The sequence below is a fragment of the Streptomyces sp. SX-6 genome, assembly GCF_059089585.1.
Window position 1 is genome coordinate 88,450 of the sequence record NZ_JBTHHU010000021.1, and the last position, 19,769, is coordinate 108,218.

General features: G+C 67.3%; 24 protein-coding genes. 14 read left to right on the forward strand and 10 right to left on the reverse strand.

Annotated features, from left to right (window positions below; all coding sequences use genetic code 11):
• Positions 1-166 precede the first annotated feature (166 nt).
• The 3 genes from ACV530_RS23770 to ACV530_RS23780 all read left to right on the forward strand — a co-directional run bounded on the left by ACV530_RS23770 (position 167) and on the right by ACV530_RS23780 (position 2,863).
• Positions 167-1,540 (forward strand): erythromycin esterase family protein, encoded by a 1,374-nt coding sequence (locus ACV530_RS23770; RefSeq protein WP_494334647.1) that lies wholly within the window; start codon positions 167-169, stop codon positions 1,538-1,540.
• Between the two features lie 209 nt (positions 1,541-1,749).
• Positions 1,750-2,079, forward strand: coding sequence for a hypothetical protein (locus tag ACV530_RS23775; RefSeq protein WP_494334648.1), 330 nt, complete (start codon positions 1,750-1,752; stop codon positions 2,077-2,079).
• 292 nt (positions 2,080-2,371) lie between these two features.
• Entirely contained in the window at positions 2,372-2,863 is a 492-nt protein-coding gene (locus tag ACV530_RS23780) for an RICIN domain-containing protein (RefSeq protein WP_494334649.1), read from the forward strand.
• A 139-nt stretch (positions 2,864-3,002) separates the two neighbouring features.
• Here the strand turns inward: ACV530_RS23780 and ACV530_RS23785 are convergent, their stop codons facing one another.
• Positions 3,003-3,617, reverse strand: a complete 615-nt coding sequence (locus tag ACV530_RS23785; protein WP_494334650.1) for a DUF2867 domain-containing protein — start codon at positions 3,615-3,617, stop codon at positions 3,003-3,005.
• 13 nt (positions 3,618-3,630) lie between these two features.
• Positions 3,631-3,918: an antibiotic biosynthesis monooxygenase family protein gene (locus ACV530_RS23790; RefSeq protein WP_494334651.1), complete on the reverse strand. Its 288-nt coding sequence runs from the start codon at positions 3,916-3,918 to the stop codon at positions 3,631-3,633.
• Positions 3,919-4,022: 104 nt separating this feature from the next.
• On the opposite strand from ACV530_RS23790, the gene ACV530_RS23795 reads away from it, so the two are divergent.
• The 3 genes from ACV530_RS23795 (at position 4,023) to ACV530_RS23805 (ending at position 6,075) form a co-directional block, all read left to right on the forward strand.
• Complete coding sequence (locus ACV530_RS23795) at positions 4,023-4,586, forward strand: TetR/AcrR family transcriptional regulator (protein WP_494334652.1); 564 nt, start codon at positions 4,023-4,025, stop codon at positions 4,584-4,586.
• A gap of 224 nt (positions 4,587-4,810) precedes the next feature.
• Entirely contained in the window at positions 4,811-5,179 is a 369-nt protein-coding gene (locus tag ACV530_RS23800; protein ID WP_494334653.1) for a nuclear transport factor 2 family protein, read from the forward strand.
• A gap of 383 nt (positions 5,180-5,562) precedes the next feature.
• Positions 5,563-6,075, forward strand: coding sequence for a GNAT family N-acetyltransferase (locus ACV530_RS23805; protein ID WP_494334654.1), 513 nt, complete (start codon positions 5,563-5,565; stop codon positions 6,073-6,075).
• 381 nt (positions 6,076-6,456) lie between these two features.
• Here ACV530_RS23805 and ACV530_RS23810 read toward each other — a convergent pair whose 3' ends face one another.
• Positions 6,457-6,810 (reverse strand): VOC family protein, encoded by a 354-nt coding sequence (locus ACV530_RS23810; RefSeq protein ID WP_494334655.1) that lies wholly within the window; start codon positions 6,808-6,810, stop codon positions 6,457-6,459.
• A 326-nt stretch (positions 6,811-7,136) separates the two neighbouring features.
• On the opposite strand from ACV530_RS23810, the gene ACV530_RS23815 reads away from it, so the two are divergent.
• A complete protein-coding gene (locus tag ACV530_RS23815) occupies positions 7,137-7,490 on the forward strand; it encodes a DUF8189 domain-containing protein (protein WP_494334656.1) in 354 nt (117 codons plus the stop codon).
• 164 nt (positions 7,491-7,654) lie between these two features.
• Here ACV530_RS23815 and ACV530_RS23820 read toward each other — a convergent pair whose 3' ends face one another.
• The 3 genes from ACV530_RS23820 to ACV530_RS23830 form a co-directional block, all read right to left on the reverse strand.
• On the reverse strand, positions 7,655-8,089 hold the full coding sequence (locus ACV530_RS23820) for a TIGR03667 family PPOX class F420-dependent oxidoreductase (RefSeq protein WP_494334657.1): 435 nt from the start codon (positions 8,087-8,089) through the stop codon (positions 7,655-7,657).
• 417 nt (positions 8,090-8,506) lie between these two features.
• Positions 8,507-9,748 (reverse strand): serine hydrolase domain-containing protein, encoded by a 1,242-nt coding sequence (locus tag ACV530_RS23825; protein WP_494334658.1) that lies wholly within the window; start codon positions 9,746-9,748, stop codon positions 8,507-8,509.
• Between the two features lie 74 nt (positions 9,749-9,822).
• A complete protein-coding gene (locus tag ACV530_RS23830) occupies positions 9,823-11,166 on the reverse strand; it encodes an NsdA family TPR-like regulatory protein (protein ID WP_494334659.1) in 1,344 nt (447 codons plus the stop codon).
• 216 nt (positions 11,167-11,382) lie between these two features.
• Here ACV530_RS23830 and ACV530_RS23835 point away from each other — a divergent pair, with 216 nt between their 5' ends.
• From ACV530_RS23835 to ACV530_RS23850, 4 genes are all read left to right on the forward strand, one after another.
• Positions 11,383-11,943 carry an ATP-binding protein gene (locus ACV530_RS23835; protein ID WP_494334660.1) on the forward strand — a complete coding sequence of 187 codons (561 nt, stop codon included), beginning with the start codon at positions 11,383-11,385 and terminating at the stop codon, positions 11,941-11,943.
• A 98-nt stretch (positions 11,944-12,041) separates the two neighbouring features.
• Entirely contained in the window at positions 12,042-12,209 is a 168-nt protein-coding gene (locus ACV530_RS23840; protein ID WP_494334661.1) for a hypothetical protein, read from the forward strand.
• Positions 12,210-12,296: 87 nt separating this feature from the next.
• A complete protein-coding gene (locus tag ACV530_RS23845) occupies positions 12,297-13,493 on the forward strand; it encodes a JmjC domain-containing protein (RefSeq protein ID WP_494334662.1) in 1,197 nt (398 codons plus the stop codon).
• The gene (locus ACV530_RS23850; protein WP_494334663.1) at positions 13,427-14,284 is read left to right on the forward strand and encodes an aldo/keto reductase; all 858 of its coding nucleotides are present in this window, start codon (positions 13,427-13,429) and stop codon (positions 14,282-14,284) included. Before ACV530_RS23845 ends, ACV530_RS23850 begins: the two co-directional genes overlap by 67 nt.
• On the opposite strand, the gene ACV530_RS23855 is transcribed toward ACV530_RS23850, so the two are convergent.
• Complete coding sequence (locus tag ACV530_RS23855) at positions 14,272-15,129, reverse strand: hypothetical protein (protein ID WP_494334664.1); 858 nt, start codon at positions 15,127-15,129, stop codon at positions 14,272-14,274. The genes ACV530_RS23850 and ACV530_RS23855 overlap by 13 nt on opposite strands.
• A 498-nt stretch (positions 15,130-15,627) precedes the next feature.
• Here ACV530_RS23855 and ACV530_RS23860 point away from each other — a divergent pair, with 498 nt between their 5' ends.
• Positions 15,628-16,503: a hypothetical protein gene (locus tag ACV530_RS23860; protein WP_494334665.1), complete on the forward strand. Its 876-nt coding sequence runs from the start codon at positions 15,628-15,630 to the stop codon at positions 16,501-16,503.
• On the opposite strand, the gene ACV530_RS23865 is transcribed toward ACV530_RS23860, so the two are convergent.
• The 3 genes from ACV530_RS23865 to ACV530_RS23875 form a co-directional block, all read right to left on the reverse strand.
• Complete coding sequence (locus ACV530_RS23865; protein ID WP_494334666.1) at positions 16,443-16,748, reverse strand: NUDIX hydrolase; 306 nt, start codon at positions 16,746-16,748, stop codon at positions 16,443-16,445. The genes ACV530_RS23860 and ACV530_RS23865 overlap by 61 nt on opposite strands.
• Positions 16,749-16,849: 101 nt before the next feature.
• Positions 16,850-17,665 (reverse strand): alpha/beta fold hydrolase, encoded by an 816-nt coding sequence (locus ACV530_RS23870; protein ID WP_494334667.1) that lies wholly within the window; start codon positions 17,663-17,665, stop codon positions 16,850-16,852.
• Positions 17,666-17,850: 185 nt separating this feature from the next.
• Positions 17,851-18,297, reverse strand: a complete 447-nt coding sequence (locus ACV530_RS23875; RefSeq protein WP_494334668.1) for an Lrp/AsnC family transcriptional regulator — start codon at positions 18,295-18,297, stop codon at positions 17,851-17,853.
• A gap of 93 nt (positions 18,298-18,390) precedes the next feature.
• On the opposite strand from ACV530_RS23875, the gene ACV530_RS23880 reads away from it, so the two are divergent.
• Both ACV530_RS23880 and ACV530_RS23885 read left to right on the forward strand, forming a co-directional pair.
• Positions 18,391-19,185 carry an LLM class flavin-dependent oxidoreductase gene (locus ACV530_RS23880; protein ID WP_494334669.1) on the forward strand — a complete coding sequence of 265 codons (795 nt, stop codon included), beginning with the start codon at positions 18,391-18,393 and terminating at the stop codon, positions 19,183-19,185.
• Positions 19,182-19,616 carry a nucleoside deaminase gene (locus ACV530_RS23885; RefSeq protein ID WP_494334670.1) on the forward strand — a complete coding sequence of 145 codons (435 nt, stop codon included), beginning with the start codon at positions 19,182-19,184 and terminating at the stop codon, positions 19,614-19,616. The genes ACV530_RS23880 and ACV530_RS23885 overlap by 4 nt, the downstream gene beginning before the upstream one ends.
• Positions 19,617-19,769 lie beyond the last annotated feature (153 nt).

The following is a 19,769-nucleotide window of genomic DNA, read 5'->3' on the forward strand; positions in this document are numbered from 1 at the left end:
GCATTCCAGCGCATCGTTGACGTCCCGACAAGGGGGTGACCACGCAGATGGGGGGCTACCCCCAGGAGAGGATGGAGGCCAGCCGCAGGGCGCGGCCGCGCCATCGGCGCGACGATCATTCCCGGCCCGAGGCAATCGAGTTGAATCGAGTTGAGGAGTGACTGGCATGACTGGCACGACCGGCACGACCGGCATGACCGAGGAGATACGGCGGCGGCCGCTGCTGGTGGCAGCGGCGGGCACGTTGGGGGCGCTGCTGGCTCCGGCGACGGCCCACGCGGCGCAGAAGGCCGCCCCGGCCAAGCCCGATGGCCGGGACCCGGTCCGTGCGCTGGAGCGGGCGGCGCACCCGCTGCGGTCGACGGCGCCGGGTGCGGACACGGCCGATCTGCGGCCCCTGGGGGCGATGGTCGGCGACGCCGAGGTGGTGGGCCTGGGCGAGGCCACGCACGGGTCGCACGAGTTCTTCACCATGAAGGAGCGGGTCTTCCGCTACCTCGTGGAGGAGAAGGGATTCACCACCTTCACCCTGGAGATGAGCTGGCCCGCAGGGCTGCGGATCGACGCGTACGTCCAGAGCGGCCGGGGGGACGCGCGCCAGGTCGTGAAGGAGGCCCTGGGCGGATCGCCGTGGGAGCGCGAGGAGTTCCTGCACCTGATCGAGTGGATGCGGGACCACAACCGGCGCCATCCCGGCCGCCGGGTCCACTTCATGGGCAATGACGTCGGCTTCCCGAAGGTGGGCGACGACCTCTTCGAGCGAGTGACAGGCTACGTCCGGCAGCACCACCCGGACCTCCTACCGCGCTTCACCGACCTGTACACCGGTCTGCGCCCCCTGAACGACAGTTCCGCCTACATGCGAAGGCCGCTCCCGGAGCGACAGCGACTGGCGACCAACGCCGAGCAGGCCCTGAGCCTGCTGGAAGCCCAACATGCCGCACCTAGCACGGAGTTCCAGTGGACGGTGCAGCACGCCCGCTCCATCGCCCAGACCGCCACGTTTCTCGCCTACGACCTCGAGGACACCGGGGCGGTGCGCGAAGCGATGATCTACCGCGACCGGCTGATGGCCGAGAACGTCATCTGGTGGCATCGGCACACCGGCCACAAGATGCTGCTGTCGGCCCACAACGGGCATGTGGCGTATGTGCCCGACGACCCCGAGACGCACCCGAAGGCACAGGGCGGGTTCCTGCGCGAAGCGCTCGGCAGGGGCTACCTCCCCATCGGCTTCACCTTCGACCAGGGCTCTTTCCTCTCGCAGGACAAGAGTCTTTCCGGCCCGTGGAAGAAGTTCACGGTGGGTGCCGCCGATCCCGGCAGCAACGAATACACCCTCGACCAGGTCGGCTACACCGACTACTTCCTCGACATCCGCAACGCCCCAGCCGAGGCCCGCGCCTGGCTGAACACCGCCCGCCCCACGCACAGCGTCGGTACCGAATATCCCTGCCCGCTCGCCGACGTCGCGCTTGCCCGGCTGTTCGACGTCCTCATCCACCTCCACCGAGTGCGGGAGGCCGACAAGCTGCGCTGAACGGGGCCGGACGGCGCTCCCTCACTCGTCGGAGTGATTTGCTTTCATGGGGCTTACGGACAAGACCGCGCAAGGCGGATCCTTCGTCTTGAGAACTGACCTTTTGGGGCGTTCTGTTGAGTATTGCTGGATACCGGGTGATTTCCATGACGGTGTCGGCGTCCCGGCCTCGTCCCGCCCCGGTGTCACGATCGGTGAAGGAGGACCCCATGCGTACGTTCAAGCATGCGGGACGAGCAGGTCTGGTCATCGGCGCGGCCGCCGTACTGGTGACAGGTCTCGCCACCAGCAGTCAGGCCGCCAGCGGAGACTTCACCTACACGACGGCCAGCGGCGTCGAGTTGGTGCTGACCAACCCTGACGACAACGTCTGCATTCCCCTGAGCGGCGGGGCGACCGGTGCGACCAATGAAACGGACGGAACGGCGACTGTCTACGGCGACGATGCCTGCCAGTCACCCACAGTGGAGATGGGGCCGGGGGAAAACACCATCTTCGGAAGGACGCAGCATTCCGTGGCGTTCAACGTCTCTGAGTGAGTGATGGGGTGCGTTAGGACATCCCTGGAAGACCCCATCGAAACCGAACCCACGTACCACAGCGAGCGCTGCAGGTCGAACGGGTGATGGTTCTCAAGCCCCCTGCCGCGGAATCGTAGGTACCGGATGCCTGCACCACTCCGTGGGGCGCGGCCCACACCACTCACTCACCGGACATGTCCTGGAGACTCCGCGGCTGACAAACGGCTTCCCGCCCGTCCCCATCCAGAGAATCCTGAGACGCGCAATCCACTCACGCACACGTCAAGTTGTCGTACAGCGAGGGAGGATCATGAAGAAACCACAGCGGTTGGTGACAGTGCTGGCAGGCCTGGTGCTGGTGGTCGGCGGCTTATCCGCCACTACGACCGCATCGGCGGCGGCAAGACCCATGGGGACGCCCCGGCCGCTCACTGGCTTTCTGATCGTGTCATGGATGAACAACCGGTGCCTGGACATCCGCGGAGCCAACGCGGGCAACGGCGCCTCAGTGGCGATGTGGGACTGTGTCGGCGACCCGCGGCAGCGGTGGTACTGGAGCGGTTCGTCCATCGTCAGCGACCTGAACGGCAAGTGTCTCGATGTCGCCGACGGCAACGGTGCCAACGGCGCCGTCCTCAACATGTGGGACTGCAACGGCGGCCAGACCTGGGCCTGGAACGGCAATCAACTGGTGCACGGCAACAAGTGCCTGGATATCTCCGGTGCGAACCAGTGGAACGGCGCGGCCGTCCAGATGTGGGACTGCAATGGAAGTCCGCAGCAGCAGTGGCACGTGGGCTGACCCCTTGTCGCCCTGATCGTGGCGCCGGCCCGATGAGGGCTGGCGCCAGGATCGTTGGGGCCGACCGAGGCAGAGGAACGAGCGCTGCGCAGCGGTGTGGAGATCGTGCCCGCCGGGCGATGAATGCGCATCGCGGGCGTCAACCCCCGTCCACGAGCGGCTGGGCACACAGATGCTCGCGGTCGCGCCAGGCGCGCTCCCACTGACGGGTCAGCACCGGGTAGACGGCCAGGTAGCGGAACGGCTTGATGCCGGCCATGTACAGCCGCCCGAAGAGGCCGTTGGGCTTGACCAAAGCCGCCATCCGCAGCTCGTACTCGCCGCTGTCGGCCGGCACCCACCCCAGGTGGCAGATGGTGTGGACGGTCTTGTTCGCCAGCTCTTGGGCGGACTCGTCACACAGCTCGTACACGGTGGTGAACGGGGTGTCCCGCGACACCGTCCCGGTCAGGGGACCGCGCAGGTCATCCGGCAGACGGTCGCACAGCGAACGGACCCGCCTGCCGAGGCCGGCACCGGGCTTGTCCCAGCCGAACAGGGCACCGAGCTTCCAGCGCATCGCGAACAGCAAACGCACCAGCGGGGGTTGCTTGCTGAGCCCTCCGGCCACCCGCAGCGCGGCGAGCATCACGGGGAAGTCGTCCGGTCCGGCGCCGGGGGTGCGGAAGGACCACACGTCTTCCACCCGGAAATCGGGGGCGACTTCGTGGATCCGCCACGGCCGCGAGGTGTGGGCAGCATTCGGGAGCCTCATCGCCACAGCCCCTTTACCTGGACTCGAGGGGGAAGATCTGACGAGGTTTGCACTCCCGCTCGTCGAAGACGGTGATCGGCGCGACCTGCTCGCGGGTGGCGGCGAACGCCGCGTCCAGGGCCTCCTGGGACTCGAACTCCACGGTGGAGACGACGGCGTCGCCCTCGGCCGTGACCCAGGGGCGGGCCGACAGGCATCCCGGCTGCGACCGCAGGATGCCGGCGACCTGGCGCACGCGGTCGGTGAACTCCTCGACGTACTCGGGCTCGGGGTAGTGGAAGGCGACGAATCCGACGGTCATGTGGATCTCTCCTGACGTCGATGTATACGGTGGCGTACAACAGCGAGGCTAGCCCGCTTATACGGTGGCGTATAGCGGGTACAGGACGTGAGAGGAGACACACCGTGGGAGCGAAGCGCACACCGCGCGAGGCCTGGGTCGAGGAAGGGCTACGGGCGCTTGCCTCCGGTGGCGTGGACGCCGTACGGATCGAGGCCCTCGCCAAGGCACTCGGGGTCACCAAGGGCGGGTTCTACGGGTACTTCGCCGACCGCAACGCGCTGTTGGAGGCGATGCTGGACACCTGGGAGCGGGAGAGCATCGACAAGGTGCTCGAACGGGTCAGGCACCTCGACGGCGACCCGCGGGAGAAGATCCGGCTGGCCGGTCAACTGACCCTGTCCGCCGACCGCTTGCTGCCGATCGACCTCGCGATCCGCGACTGGGCCCGACGCGACGAGGTCGCCGCCGCGTGCCTGCGACGGGTCGACAACGAGCGCATGGCCCTGCTGCGCGAGATGATCGGCACCTTCTGCGATGACCCCGACGAGATCGAGGCCCGCAGCCTGCTCGCCTTCAGCCTGGCCATCGGCAGCCACTTCCTCGCCGCCGAGCACCCCGGCCACACCCACACCGAGGTACGCGCCATGGCCGGCGACATCGTGCTGAACCGTCCCCGGGTGGACTGACCGGTTCCCCGGCTCGCGGGGTCATGGCAAGAGCGGACCGCCTACCTCAGAGGGAAGGCCTGTCCAGTAGCCGTCCTTGGCGCCGGTCATTACCCGTCAGGTAATCGACGGTCGGTTCGCCCGCTGGCAGCCTTGCAGATGTTTCCGGACGGCACGCCCCGGCTTCGGGGCCCGGACCGGAAACCCGATACCCGATCCTGCTTTCCGCTATGAGGGGAACCACCTTGAGGGCCATCGCCGAGTTTGCCGACCGCTACACCGCCGTCTGGAACGAATCGGACGCCGAGCGCCGCGAGGAGCTCGTCGCCGAACTATGGGCGGAGGACGGCCGCTACGCCAACGGCGAGCGCGAATACCGAGGACGCGAGCAGGTGGAGGCCGCCATTCGTGAAGCCTATGAGGACTTCATCCTCAAGGGATTCATGTTCAAGGTGAACGAGTTCCATGAGAACCACGAGTCGGTGCGGCTCATTTGGCACATGGTCCCGGTCGGCGGCACCGACGTGGTGGCGGTGGGAACCGAGTTCATCATCCGCGACGCGGACGGTCTCATTCACGTCGACTACCAGTTCATGGATGTCAACCCTGCTTGATTCGCCAGGCATTCCACAGGCCTGCGCTCCCTGCACGGTGCCGTGATGTGAACGACCCGCAGGGGATGGAGCGCTATGTTCCGCAGTATCCGCACTGTCCACCCGGCTTCCCCCGAGCGCAACCCACAGGGCGGAAGCCCCGTGGCCTACTGGACAGTTGATGATCTCATTGGCGCCAGAGAGCCTGCTGGGCGTCGGATGTGTCCATCATCGCGGCCCACTCGACGTCGAAGAGGGGCGCCGGATTTGCCAACTCACTGCCCCCTTCGGAAACGTCATCGGGCTCGAAGGCCCCTGATCCATGTCAACCCTGTGTATACCGCGCCGCGGCGAGGGGGAATCTGAGAGGACAGACGTCCTGTGGGTCTGTGAGACTTCGCCGCATGGACGTTCGTATCGAGCCCTGGTCGGAGCCTGCGCTTGCTCTTCTCCGGAGGATCAACACCCCGGATATGCGCCATCACCTCGGTGGACCGGAGCCGGAGGGCGAGCTGCTCGTCCGGCACCGCCGCTACCTTGCCATGCCGGCGGAGGGCCATGGCTGCATGTTCGCTGTGCTGCTCGGCGACGAGATGGTCGGCAGTATCGGCTACCACCAGCCTGACTGGCAAGGCACACGGATCTACGAAACCGGCTGGAACGTCCTGCCGCCCTATCAGGGCAAGGGCATCGCTGCCGCAGCTGGTACCGCCCTGATCGACATCGTGCGCGAAGCCGCCAGGAAGCCCGGCGCCCCGCGCAGTCTGCACGCGTTCCCTTCGGTAGACAACGCCCCGTCGAACGCCCTGTGCCGCCGTCTCGGCTTCCATCTCGTCGGCCCCTGCGACTTCGAATACCCGCGCGGCAGCGGCACCTTGATGCGCAGCAATGACTGGCGCCTCGACCTCAGCGCCTAAAGCTGACCAGGCAACTTCACCATTCGACCAGCCGCTCGTCGCTCGATGCCCGACGCTCGGGTTTCCCGAGTCCCGGGCAGTGGGCCATTACTGGCCTGGGTGTATTGCGTGCTCGCGCAGTCGGGGATTGAGCCGGAACTCCCACCGCTGAGGCCCTCGGTTGTGCACGTCATGGAATGCACCAACTGCGGTATCCCCGGACCGTCCGAGGCCCTCCCCGGAGGTCTCTGTCGTGCCTGCCACAGCGACCAGCGCAAGCGCAGTGCCGAACCCGACGCGGCGCAAGTCGCGCATGTACGGCGTTGCGTCGACGAACTGCGCGCAGTCGTCCGGGATCGGCCTCGCATTCCTCACCGTCGTTGACACGTGGAGGGCGCTCAGTTACTGACGCCGATGGCCAAGGACACAGAACTCGTTGCCTTCGGGGTCTGCCATGACGACCCACGATTGGTCACCCTGGCCGATGTCGACACGCTTTGCACCATGAGCCTCAAGGCGAGCCACCTCGGCGTCCTGGTCATCAGGCCTGAAGTCGAGATGCAGTCGGCTCTTGACCTTCTTGCTCTCATCGAGCCGGACGAACTCCAACCCCGGCAGGCGATCCGGCTCCGGGCGGATCTCGAACTCGTCATCGGAGGAGTAGACCACGACCCACCCAAGAGCCTCGGCCCACCACTGCCCCAAGGCCGCCGGATCTACCGAGTGAACGATCACCTGTTCCCATTGCAAGGTCATGGGCCGAGCTTAGCCCCTGAGATCCCGCCCCACATGGCCACGGACGAGCCGGAGCCCCAGCCCGTAACCGCCCTGTCAAGCAGGCTCAAACCCCTGGAAGGATGGCCGGGAATGAACGTCCGGGAGCCGTTTCCGTTCCGCTCGGCGGACCGGCGGCTAGCCACCCGGGCTTCGCCTGAGGCACCGTCAGGTCCACACCATTCGGGCACGTCTCATGGTGAAAGGGCAGTCGCATGCGAAAGAGACCGGAAAGCAGATTCAGACGCATCGGCCAGCTGGTCAGGGTCTTGAGAGCAAGTCTGGTGGCATCGGCGGCGGTTGCGGCGATGCTGGTCACGGCGCCGGGCGCCGCCTCGGCGGCCGTCGCGTCCAAGCAGGGCGTCCCTGGCTTCGGTTCCTCGGTCGCCGCGGCCCGCAACGCGGACGGTCGGTTGGAGCTCTTCGGGACCAACAGTGGGGACGGCGTATTCCACCGCTGGCAGATGTCGGCCGGTGGCGGGTGGTCGACGTGGACCCAGTTCGACGGTGCGCTGGCCCAGGTCGCCGCTCAGACCAACGCCGATGGTCGAGTTGAGCTGTTCGGCGTCAACGGCGGCGGAAACGTCTATCACCGCTGGCAGACGTATGCCGGTGGCGGCTGGTCCGGCTGGGAGCAGTTCGACGGTGCGTTGAGGCCCTGACGTTTCGGGTCGCCCTCCTCCGGCCAGGCGCATGGGCCCGGCCGGAGCGAGAGGCCAGCGCGGGTTCTGCGGCGTCTGCGTGGGCATGGCCTACATGGCCTGCGCCCTGGTCTCCGGAGGAGCATACGTCGCTGACACCGACGAACTGTCCACGTCCGGCGGGCTCAGCGCCCTCGTGTCCGCGTGATCTCGATCCGCAGGGGCACCGGAAACAGCTCGCTGAACTTCTCCACGCTTCCGAACACCCGGGCCGCGCTGTCCCCGTACTTGGCAAGCCATGCCAGGTTCTCGTGCGGCGGGGGGACGTCATCCACGCGGCGCGCGGTGCCGGTGAAGACCACGATGTCGCCGCCGTCGCCATCGCCGTCGAAGTGCAGGGCGACCCGGGGCCGGTCGACGACATGGGAGATCCGCTTCGCCTCGACCGCGTTGTAGATCAGGATCGAGTTGTCGTCCTGGAGCAGGAACCCGACCGGGTTCGGCTGCGGGGTGCCGTCATTGCCGACCGTGGTGATCCAGATGACCTGCTCTTCACGCAACCGGCGCCGGACCCGCTCGCCGAACGGGGTGCCGGGGTCGGGGAGCATTCTCTCCGTCATGCTCCCCAACTCTAGCCCGCGTGCTGGAGGTTCGGGTGGGGGCCTACGGCGCTCGAGGCTCGACACTCGGGTTGCTTCCAAGCGGGGAAAGCCGCGAACCGCGGCGTCGCGGAGAACGTGGACGTCAGCTGGGTGCTGAAAACCTCGTTGACCCGCTTCATGTCGGCCGACACGATCCATCCCCCGACCCTGGCAGCCCTCGAGGAACAGGGCGGGTTCCTATGCCTGGTCGAACAAGGTGGCCTCGGCCGCCGCCAGGAGCAGACGGATGCTCTCTGTTTCTCCGTTCACGGATGTTGCATACAGGGGGTGCTGCCGTCACTGTCTCGTCGCTCCGGGGCGGCTCCGGCCCGCAGGACCGTCTTCGCGCGGGCGGTATCACCGACGACGGTTGCTTCGATGAGGTGACGGGTGAGCTTATTCCGCTTGCGCTGGTTCATGGGTGCCGAGGCTGGTGACCGGGTACGTTGCGGGGCCAGCCGTTTTCCACTCAGCGCAGCGTTTCACAGCGTCGACCAGTGACATCGCACGCATATCGTCGGGGCCCCCGATGATGTTGTTCATCGCATAGCCGAACGCGATGCCGTGCTCTGGGTCGGCGAAGCCAAGTGAGCCGCCTCTACCGGTATGGCCGAAGGCGTTCGGGCCGGTCATGGGGTTGGTCGCAGTGGGCAGCATATATCCGGAGCTGAATCGGCTCGGGATAAGCATCACCTGGTCCACCCCGCTGGCCAGCTCCTTGGTTGCCGAAGCCAGGGTTTCCGGGGTAAGCAGGCGCACGCCATCCACCTCGCCGATCAGCGCGGCGTACATGCGCGCCAGTCCGCGAGCAGTACCGATGCCGTTGGAAGCCGGGAGCTCCGCGGCCTGCACATCGGGCGAGTCAAAGTCGATCTCGGGAGGGTCGGTGACCGCGTATGCCCTGTTGCTGAACGAATCTGGGTCACGCCACGCGGCGACCAGTTTGCGGAGTTCCTCGGGAATCAACTCGGTGGACACAGTGGTGAGGTCGACGTCCGGCCGCTGGTGCACCATACGGCTGACCCGATCGCGCTCGCCCGCCGGCAACCCGATGAAGAAGTCCAGCCCGAGGGGGGTGGCGATCTCGTCGGTGAAGAAGCAGCCGGGTGTCCGGCCGGACACCCGGCGGATCACTTCGCCGACAAGCCAGCCCCAAGTCCGGCCGTGATACCCGTGCGCCGTTCCCGGAGTCCACAGGGGACGCTGAGCGGCCAGTGCGGCCGCCATCGGGTGCCAGGTCAACGCATCGTTCAACGGTACTGGTTGGTCTAGCGCGATTAAGCCTGCCTGGTGGGACAACAGCCAGCGCACAGGGATGTCCGCCTTGCCGTTCGCCGCGAACTCCGGCCAGTACTTCGCCACAGGCGCGTCCAGGTCCAACACGCCGCGCTGGGCGAGCATGTGCGCCGCGGTCGCCGTCGCCCCCTTGGTAGCCGAGTAGACCAGTTGCAGCGTGTCTCGTGTCCACGGACGACCGGTTTCCGGATCGGCGATGCCACCCCACAGGTCCACCACCGGTCGGCCGTATTGGTACACGCATACCGCCGCGCCGATGTCCCCGTACTGGGAGAAGTTCGCCGCGAACGCCTCACGCACCGGTTCGAATCCAGCCGCGACCTCACCGTCGATCGTCGTCATGCCGTCCATCCTGGCATTGGGACCGACTACTCCTACGGGGCGGGCTCGTCCCCGGAGTCCCGGGACAGCGATTGTCAGGCTGCGACTGGCAGTGCCTGAAGACGCTCGCGGAACTCACGGACAGCGGGGACGGACTTGCGCGGTTCGAGCCGCACGGCGAACTCCTTCAAACGATCCAGAGCCCGTACGGAGCTGACGCTGCTCTCCAGGAGCTCGACGCCGTAGTTCGCGGCGTCCAGCGCCCCCTCCAAGTCACCACCGGTGAGCCGGGCCTCAGCCAGGCGGCTGGACCGTACGGCCTTGTCCCGAGGAGCCGCGCTCTTCATCGAGGTCTCCAAGGAACTCGTCGCGCGCTCCACTTGCCCGGACCGCAACAAAACCTTGCCTTCGGTCGACTTCAACTGCGCCTCGCCAAACCAGGCGAGCCAGTCGGTGCTTTCCTCCACCACGCTGCGCTCCCAGAGGGCCGCGGCACGGTTGAGCGCCATTCCGGCATTCCGGTGGTCACCGTCGCGCGACAGTGCCTCAGCCTTGTGCAGGTAGAGGAAGGACTGAGTGTACGGCGACAGTGTTTGAGGAGCGTTGTCGATGGCGGTCGAGACGAGAGCGACCCGCTCTGCAGTCCGTCCGGCCTCGGAGACGTGAACGCCCATCTCCGCGAGGATGAAGGCGCCGAGGGCGTCGTCTCCAGCCGTACGAGCACTCCGCAGGGCCCCGACGTAGTACCGCTGGCCAACGGACCGCAGACCCGCATCGTAGGCCATCCAGCCAGTCAGGTGCGACACTTGGGCGGCCAGCGCGTAGAGTCGGACGCGGACTTTGTCCGTGTACCGGCTGGCGCTGAGAAGACCGGTGACAAGGGCGAGATCACCGCGTGCCTGTTCCAGGAGCCGGGAACCTCCGAGTTGGTCGTCGAGCGTGCGGAGCGTGCTGATGCGCTGCCCGATCGTCGAGACCAACGTGTCCGTGACCTGATCCCCGTTGAGCGCCGAGGCGAAGGCGGAGGGCGCGTCCACCCAACTCGCCGCGAGGCCTGTCAGGGCGGCGCCGGTGATGGTGAGAAAGCCCCGGCGATCCATGCGGCCGCTCCCCACGAGTTCGGACAAGGCTTCAACGGTACCGACCTCGGTCCACGGGGCGGTGAGCCCCGTCACCTCCCAGACCGGGAGCCATCGAGGCCATCCTTCCTCCCGCACCTGCTCGTACGGGATGCGCAGCAAGTCGGCGAGTACGCGCTGGGCATCCGCGTCCGGCTCCTGCCCCCGTTCCCACTTCCATACGGTCGTCCGGTTGGTCGCCAGCGGGATTCCGAGCGACCTCCCGTGCACCTGCATGAGCCGGGCGAATTCGGCCTTCCCCCACCCGCGCATTTGGCGGACGAAGCTCAGCGGATGGACTGCTAACGGCTCACCAGGCACGTCGTCACTCCCGTCATCCCCTCACGGCGTAGTTGGGGAGGCTACTTCGTGTGTTCCACGTACGGGGCGGGGCGTCCCCACGAGAAACCCCTCAGAAACGTTCCACCTTGCGTGCTGGGGCCGTTGACTGAGTATCAGCCGCTCCACGAAGCACGTCCAGGGTGATCGTTCCCCGAACGGTTCCTCGGACCGGTCAGTTCTTCGGAGGTGTCCGCCATGCCCACGCTCGTCCAACGGTTCTTTCTCGCGGGTACGGAAACGGAAGTGCCCCTCGCCCGACGTATGGTCGTCGACAGGGTGCATGCGTGGGACGTGCCGATGGACGAGGAGACAGCCGACGCCATCCGTCTCATCGCCTCCGAGCTCATCGCCAATGCCGTGGTCCATGGGGAGGGGCCCGTCACCGTCGTGCTGTACCACCGGCCCGGTCACTTGGTGATCGATGTCTTTGACGGCAATCCCTCGGCTCCCCGGGCGAGTTGTGCCCAAGATGGTGACAAGGGCGGGCGCGGCCTGGCGCTGGTCGGTCTTCTCGCTTCGCGGTTTGGCTGGGAGCCTTCCCGCTGTGGGAAGCGCGTATGGGCGGAGATCGCGCTTCCCATCGCGGCGCCTGCTATCCGAGCCGCCGTTCTGCGCGGGTTATTCGCGCTACAGCCGAAGTGTGGCGTCGTAGCCGAGCCAGAGTCGCTCACTGTGGCGGTTGCGTCCTGCCGATGCAGTTCGCCGACCTACCTAACCGCCGGTGTAGGACTGGCGGTTCACCGCGCCGCCCCATGACTGCCGCCCCACGATAACCAACTCTCCCATGGCAGTGGTGCGGCCGCCGACCTCCCGTCGGAGCCCTGGTGGGAGAACCGAAGAGGAAGGAGAACGAGGTGGCAGAGCGCACGACACCGCCTCCGGCCCGGAGCGGCCTCCTGATGGCGGTGGAAGAACTGACCGCTGTCCACAACCGGTACGACAGCCTCCGGTCGGACAACGCCGGCAGTTCCGGCGACGCTCCGTGGCCGGGAGGTGACGGCAACCTGCACGACAGCGAGTAGGCGCCAAGCGGTGGGGGCCGACACGGCCAGCCGTGCCAGCCCCCACCGTGTCCTGATCACGTGGTCGAGCCCATGGAGGAAGCAACGATGGAACATCGGTTGGTCATCGCCATCGAGACGGCGCTCGGATGGAGCGGAGCGGAGGAATTGGGCAAGGGCTTCGTACGCGGGAGCATGGATGACCCTGCACTCGTTTCCCGCATCATGACTCCGAACCGCCTGCTCGACATCGCGATGCGCAGGAGCCTGAACCGCCCGCAGTTCCGATGTTTCCAGAAGGGCGAGGAGGTCCATCCGGCCATCTACTACACCGACAGTGTCAGCCCTCGGGGCCAGAGCATCCCCATGGCCAACATGCGCAGCGTGGGCAGGCTTCTGCGGGAAGGCGCGACGCTCATCCTGGACCAGGCCAACATCTTCGATCCGACGATGGAGGTCGCGTGCCGGGCCTTGCAGTGGTGGTCCCACGAGCGAGTCCAGGTCAACGCATACCTGACGACGAACGACGCTGCCGGCTTCCCCCTGCACTGGGACGACCACGATGTCCTGGTCGTCCAGCTCGCGGGTGAGAAGGAGTGGGAGGTGCGCGCGGCCTCTCGTAAGGTCCCGATGTACCGGGACTCCGACCCCAACAACACTCCGAGCGGCGAGATCATTTGGTCCGGCGCTTTGCAGACCGGTGACGTCATGCACATTCCTCGAGGCCACTGGCACCAGGCGACGCGAACCGGCAGCGGCTCCGGCAAGAGCCTTCACGTCACGTTCGGCATCACCAAGCGCACGGGAGCGAGCTGGCTCGGGTGGCTGGCCGACTGGTGCCGCGAGCGCGAGATCTTCCGCCACGACCTCGACCGCGGGCAGGGAACCGACGGCGAAGCTCTGACTGCGGCTGCCGCCCAGCTGGTCGGCGAACACTCCCCGGCCGATTTCCTGGCCGTGTACGAGCAGGAGACGATGCTGCCGCGGCACGTGCCGTTCCTCGACATCCTCGGGCCGCTTGACGCCGTGGTGTGCACCACCCACTTCCCTCCCCGGATCCAGGAAAGCGGGGAGACCGTCGACGTCGTGGCCTCGGGGAAGAAGCTCACCCTCGCGGCCAAGGCCCTGCCCGCACTGCGTCTGCTGCTGTGCGGCAGGCCGGTCGCGCTGGAGCGGGCCGCGGCCGTCGTCGGGGCCGAAGTGACGGAGGTCGCCGAGGTCTTGGTGAAGGAGGAGCTGTGCGCGGTGCTGACCCCCGAGTTGTCCTCGGGCTACACCGGTCTCGTCACGAACGCCGTCTCCTGACTGGAGCGCTGGACCTCGGCGTCACCATGCTCGACACCAGCACCAACTACCTTGACTTCCGCTCGCATCAGGTCCTGGCTCGGACGGCCGGTGACTTGCTGCCCAAGTTCATGGTCTCCACCAAGGTCGGTTATTTCCCGGGGCCTGACGGGGCAGAGCACTCCCTGGATCCCGCATGGCTGCACTCGGCTTTGGCACAGGCAGTCAAGGACCTCGGACGAGAGCCGGACTTGGTGTTCCTGCATAACCCAGAACATTCGCTCCGCCAAGCCGCCCCTCACAACCAGGACACACTGGCGCAGGCGTGCACGACCCTCGACTACGCCACAGCGAAGGGGCTGTGCGCCGCCTGGGGCGTCGCGTCCTGGGACCCGTCACCGCTGCTGAGCCTGATCGACGCGACCGTACCGAAGCCGTCGGTCCTCATGGTCCGCGCCGGCTTGCTTGTCGGAGCCAGAACGCTGCATGCCGCGGATGTACTCACCAAGGCGTGGGCCCTGGGCAGCGGCGAGGTGTGGGGAATGAGCCCCTTCGGCGGCAGCACCAGTGACCCAGCGTGGGCCAGGATCGACCCACGCATCTTCCTCCGGGACGGCGGCCGACTCTCCCGCGTGCAGGCGGCATTCAGAGCCGCGTATCACCTCCCGAGGGTCGGCTCCGTCGCCGTGGGCACCGATGAGCCAGCCCACCTGGGCGAACTCGTCGGAGCCTTGGCTGGCGAGGTCGAGGAGCGGACCCTCCAGGAGTACCGGAGTCTCCTTCGGGATCGCTCGCGCGGTCAATCTGCCTGAAGCTCCTTGATGACCTGCTCGGCCATGCGCTGTGCCGGCTCAAGCCGGGGGTCCTCCGGGTGCGAGTACGGTCCGAGCATCTTCGAGCAGGCGAACAACGTCATCAACTTGCCGTCCCGGCTTTCGAAGTCGGACCGGCGCTCGTGCCGTACGCGATCGGCCAGGGCCGGGACTGCAAGGGAGCTTGCCCACAGTGAGGCCGAGTCCAGGCCCAGCGGTGCGTTACCCCAGTCCTCCCAGTCGAAGAGGCTGAACACCGGAGCGGTCATGTTGGCCCAGTTGAGATCCGCGTGGGCCGGCACCCACCGCTCGACGGCCGTATCGAAGTCACCGGAGAAGGAACCCCGGATGGACTCGGTGACGAGGGCCTGGGTGATGGTGACGGTGTCCGGTGTGGCGACCCGCCTTGTGTTCTGACCCGCCAGCGCGTCCAACGAGGCGTTCAACGCCGCCCACCACTCATCCGGCAGTTCCGGGGCGACACTCAACACGGCGGTACCGACGGGAGATCCCGGCAGGAGCTCAGTTTCGTCGGCCCGCCACATCACCGGCCCGTCCGCGTCCCGCCAGACCACGCATCCGCGCCATTCGGGCAGGGCGATGCCCTCCAGACGCGCAGCACACTCGGTGCCATTCCAGCCTTGGTCGGTGATCTTGTCGAGCAAGCGCCGCTCGATCCGCACCCAGGTGTCGCGGTCTGTTCTGGCCCCCACAGACCGACGCTTGCGCACCGCCGTTTCCGGGAGCAAACGCACTTGCAGAAACCGCTCGACGTGAGCGAGAACCTCGTCAACCGGCTGCACCCGTAGATCAACAGCCTGACCCGTGGAGACCGAGAGCTTCATGCACGCGACCGTAGCAGTGGTTGAGCGGGAGATGCCCGTCGCTGAGCCACTGGTGGCAGCCCGCATCTGCATGGAGTTCGCACCAGACCTCAACACTTGCTGGCCGAATCGGGGAACGATCGGTTACCGCTCGCTCCGTGGTGACCACAAAGGTTTCGGCCTTCAGCACGACGCCCGAGGCTCGATGCTCGGGTTCTTCAAGTCCCGGATGGCGAGCCAATTCTGGCCTGGGTGTATTGCATGCCCGTGCAACCGGGGCTTGAGCGTCGGGTTTCGGGGGTCGAGGTTCGAGCGTCTTTTCCAAGGAATGGTTGGTTGGTTCAATCCCACCCTCCCTCCCAAGTCCCAAGTCCCTTGCGCACACGAACGGATGACATTTCGCGATCGAGATCGCCGCGGGGCGCGGCGGCTCTGTAGCGTGCGGCACAAGCAAACGGCCCCCGCCGGTGCAGCAACACTCGGCGAGGGCCTGACCATCAAGATCACGGAGTTGATCCCATGGCTGTCGGCAATCCTACCGACGTCGCTCGTTCCTCCGCGCCCCCCATGGCCGCCCCCGGCTACGGCAAGCGCTCCGCCCCAGACCAGGGCCCCCGCACCGGGCGCGACTTCGCCCACCTTCCCGTGCGTGAAGCGGCCGTCGCCGCGTACGTCGACCGGCTCCCCGAAGGTGCCGCCATGGACGTGAAGACCCTGGCCAAGGAGATCCCCGCCTATGGTCAGCAGGCCGTTCGTGCTGCTCTCAACAACCTCTCCGAGGCCGGGCATCTGCGCCGCGTACGCCAGACCGTCGACGAGGAGCGCACGCAATGGGTCTGGCGCACCCACTTCAGCCGTACCGCGCGGGACGACGCATGGTGGTCAACGTACCTCGCGGGACGTCCACCGAAAGTGGAGGTTGCGCAGGAGCGGGCCGTGTCGGGGCGGTCCGCCGCCTACACCGTGCTCGCGCTTCTCGGCCGCGCCGACTGCCGGGTGACGCTCTCCGCCGCCGAATGCAAAGCGCTCGAATCCCTCGCTGATGAATGGCTCCAACGGGGCACCACCGAGCGCGAATTGACGCGCGCTCTCACGTCCGGTCTCCCCGAGACCGTCCATTCTCCAGGTGGTTTCGTCCGCAGGCGCCTCACAGAAAAGATGCCGCCCGAACTCCCGCTCCCGGCGCCCGTAATCCCTCCCATCCGCATCATGGAATGCACCAACTGCGGCGACCCCGGACCGCCTGAGGCCCTTCCCGGTGGTCTGTGCCGCGCTTGTCACGGAGACCAGCGCACCGCCGACCCCGATGAGGCGTATGTGGCGGATGTACGGCGTTACGTCGACGAACTGCGCGCAGTCGTCCGGGACCGGCCCCGCATTCCTCGCTGCCGTTGACGCGCGAGCGTCAGGCCGGTCTCCTCGGTGACTTCGCGCCGCAGGGCCTCGGTCAGGCTCTCGCCTGTGTCGACACCGCCGGAGGGCAGCTCCCACAGCCCGCCGAGGTAGTCGTCCGCCGGCCGGTGCAGCAGCAGCACCTTGCCGCCGGAGTCGGCGATGACAGCACCGACGACGGTCTTCTCGATCCCGTCGCGCTCGGCGGCGCGGGCCAGGTCATCCAGGAGCTCGGGTGTGGTGGGCATGGGGGTCACAGCAGGTCCTTGTGGTGCTCGGTGACTTTGGCGATGGCGGTGGTGTAGGTCTCGGCGAGGCCAGCGTCGTCGGCCATGGCCACGATGTCCCGTCAGACGTCCATCACGAGGATCTTGGCTATCTCGACAGGGCGGAGAAACACACCGGCGTGACTGGTGTCCACGGTGTGGACGTCGAAGGGGTTCTCGGGAGTGAGCGCGTCGGCCTCGGTGATCATCCGGTCCTGCATGGCGGGCGGGATCGCCCGGTCCTGGGAGAAACGGATGTAGGTGCGGGGGATCCGGCCCCAAGTTTCTGCCCGGACGCGGGCGTCGGCGGTGAGGACCTGTGCGGAGTCGGCCGGTTCGAGGAGATTGAGGAAGACGCGGAACTGCTCATCAGTCCCGTCGGCCATCAGGGCTTCCTTGCCCGTGCGCAGGAATTGCGGGTCGGCCGAGCGCCAATTGACCATGGACGAGGCCACGTTCCGGTGTCCCAGGATCTCCAGGTAGTCGGCCATGCTCGGCAGCTCGACGCAGCACCACGCGGAGGCGTACACGATCCGGCTGATCAGGTCCGGCACTGTGTTGCCCACACCACTGATGGTCGCCCCGCCGCCACTGGTGCCCACCAGGATCACCGGCCCGTACTCCGCGACCCGGCGAACGGCCGCCACGACGTGGGCGACATTGTCCGCCAGGGTCACCTTGGCCAGGGGTGAGGGCTGTGTTGCGAAGTCCTCCAGGTCTTGCGGTGCCTGGTAGGAGACGGGGAGGCAAGCGTCCCCGCCGTGGCCCGGCAGGTCGACGGCGAGTGCACGGTGCCCGAGCAGCGCAAGTTCTTGGAGCAAAGGTGACCACGTGCAGGAGTTGCCGTGTGCGCCGTGCACGAGCACGAAGGTGGGGTGGCCGTCCCGTTCCCGGATCATGCGGTCTCCTCTCGACAGGGCAGCAGTCTCGCGCCATGGTCCACTTCGTCGATGAACGCTGTCCCGCATCGGGTCACGGTCGGGCCCACGATCGTTCCGGAGAGTGCGACGCCCAGGGTAGTGCCGGTCTGGCGGCCGGAGGAGGCCAGCGAGGTGGCTGCCGACCGGCTATGGGCACCGCAGGGTCAGGGCCGGTCGGGTCCGCGGTAGGGCAGCGTCTGGCGGTAGACGACGCTGGTGGTCGTGCTGCCGAAGCCGGCCAGTTCGTCCATGAGCGTCTCCAGGTGCTCCATGGAGGTCGCGGCCACCTTCAGGGTGTAACAGTCGTCGCCGGTGGTGCGCAGGCACTCCAGGATCTCCCGCCGTTCGGCGAGCAGCCGGTGCAGTGGCTGGTGGCGGTTGCCCGGGTACTTCAGGCGGACGACGGCGAGCACGGGGTAGCCGACCTTGGCCAGGTCGACCACTGCGCGGTAGCCGGTGATGACGCCCAACGCCTCCAGGTTCCGCACCCGTTCCGTGGTGGCCGAAGAGCTGAGTTTCACGCGCCGCCCCAGCTCGCTGAGGGATATGCGGGCTTCCTGCTGCAGCTGGTCGATGATTGCCCAGTCGACCTCGTCGAGATTCACGGCCATATCGCGATCCTACCGGGAAAATGACGGGAGGAGGCCGGTCTTGCCGGGAAGAATCCGTTCACTTGCACATGATCGCCGGGATAGCCTCTGATCATGCAACTGGGCGTCAACGTACCGAACTTCGGACCGGGAACCGATCCCGGCGTACTGCGCGAGTGGGCGCGGACCGTGGAAGGGCTCGGCTTCGATCTCCTCATGGTGTCGGACCACGTGGTCATCACCCCGGACGTGGCCGAGCGGTACCCGGAGCCGTTCTACGAACCGTTCACCACCCTGTCCTGGCTGGCCGGCATCACCACCCGGCTGCGGCTGGGCACGACCGTGCTCCTGCTGCCCTACCGGCACCCGCTGTTGGTCGCACGCATGGCCACCAACCTCAACCAGCTCAGCGGCGGCCGCCTCGTGCTCGGGGTGGGCGTTGGCTGGGCGCGGCAGGAATTCGACGCGCTCGGCGTGCCGTTCACCGCGCGGGGCAGGCTGACCGACGAGCACCTGGCCACCCTGCGCAACGTCGCCACGCCGATACCCGTCTGGGTCGGCGGCAACAGCGAGGCGGGGATCCGGCGTGCCGTCAGGTTCGGTGATGCATGGCACCCATTGCGCCTCACCCTTCCCCGGATGCGCTCGGTCCTGGCGAACCACTCGTTGCCGGGGTTCGCGCCCCGCATCGCGCTGCGGCTGACCACCGCACCGGTCGACGACCCCGAGCGGCCCGCCGGTGTCGGAACCATCGAGCAGATCCTCGACGATCTCCATGAGTTGGACCGGCTCGGTGCCGACACCGTCGTACTCGACCCTTACCACGGGGATCCGGAGGAGACCCGGCGGCCCCACGCGGCCTGGCAGGCGCTCACCGCCGTGGCCACCCACTGGAGGACAGCATCGTGATCACCCCTGCCGACGAGAAGCTCCTGCGTCGCGCGATCGGCATCGCAGCGCACGCCGTCACCCTGGGCGATGCGCCGTACGGCTCCCTGCTGGCCGGCCCGGACGGCACGATCCTCGCCGAAGCCCACAACACGGTGCGTCGCGACAGCGACATCACCGCCCACCCGGAGCTCAAACTCGCCCGCTGGGCCGCCCGCGAACTCGACCCCGAGACGGCCGTACGCACCACCATGTACACCAGCTGCCAGCCCTGCACCATGTGTGCCGGCGCCATCGTCCGCTCCGGGCTCGGCCGGGTCGTCCACGCGCTCTCCACCGACCAACTCGTCGAGCTCAACCCGGAGTCGGGCGCCTGGCCGACGGTCGCGCAGGACGGCCCGGCGCTGTTCGACGAGGCGCGCATTCCGGTCGACGGCTACTACCGGAGGTAGCCAGGGCGGACGCGCGCGCCCCTTGTGTCGTGAACGCTGCGATTGCGCGGGGGATGGCAGGCCGTTCGCCCTGTGCCGCCCCGGGTGATCGGGAGAATGCCGTTGCCGGCAGGGAGTCGGCGACGGCAGGGGGTATGAGGGATGCGTGCAGTG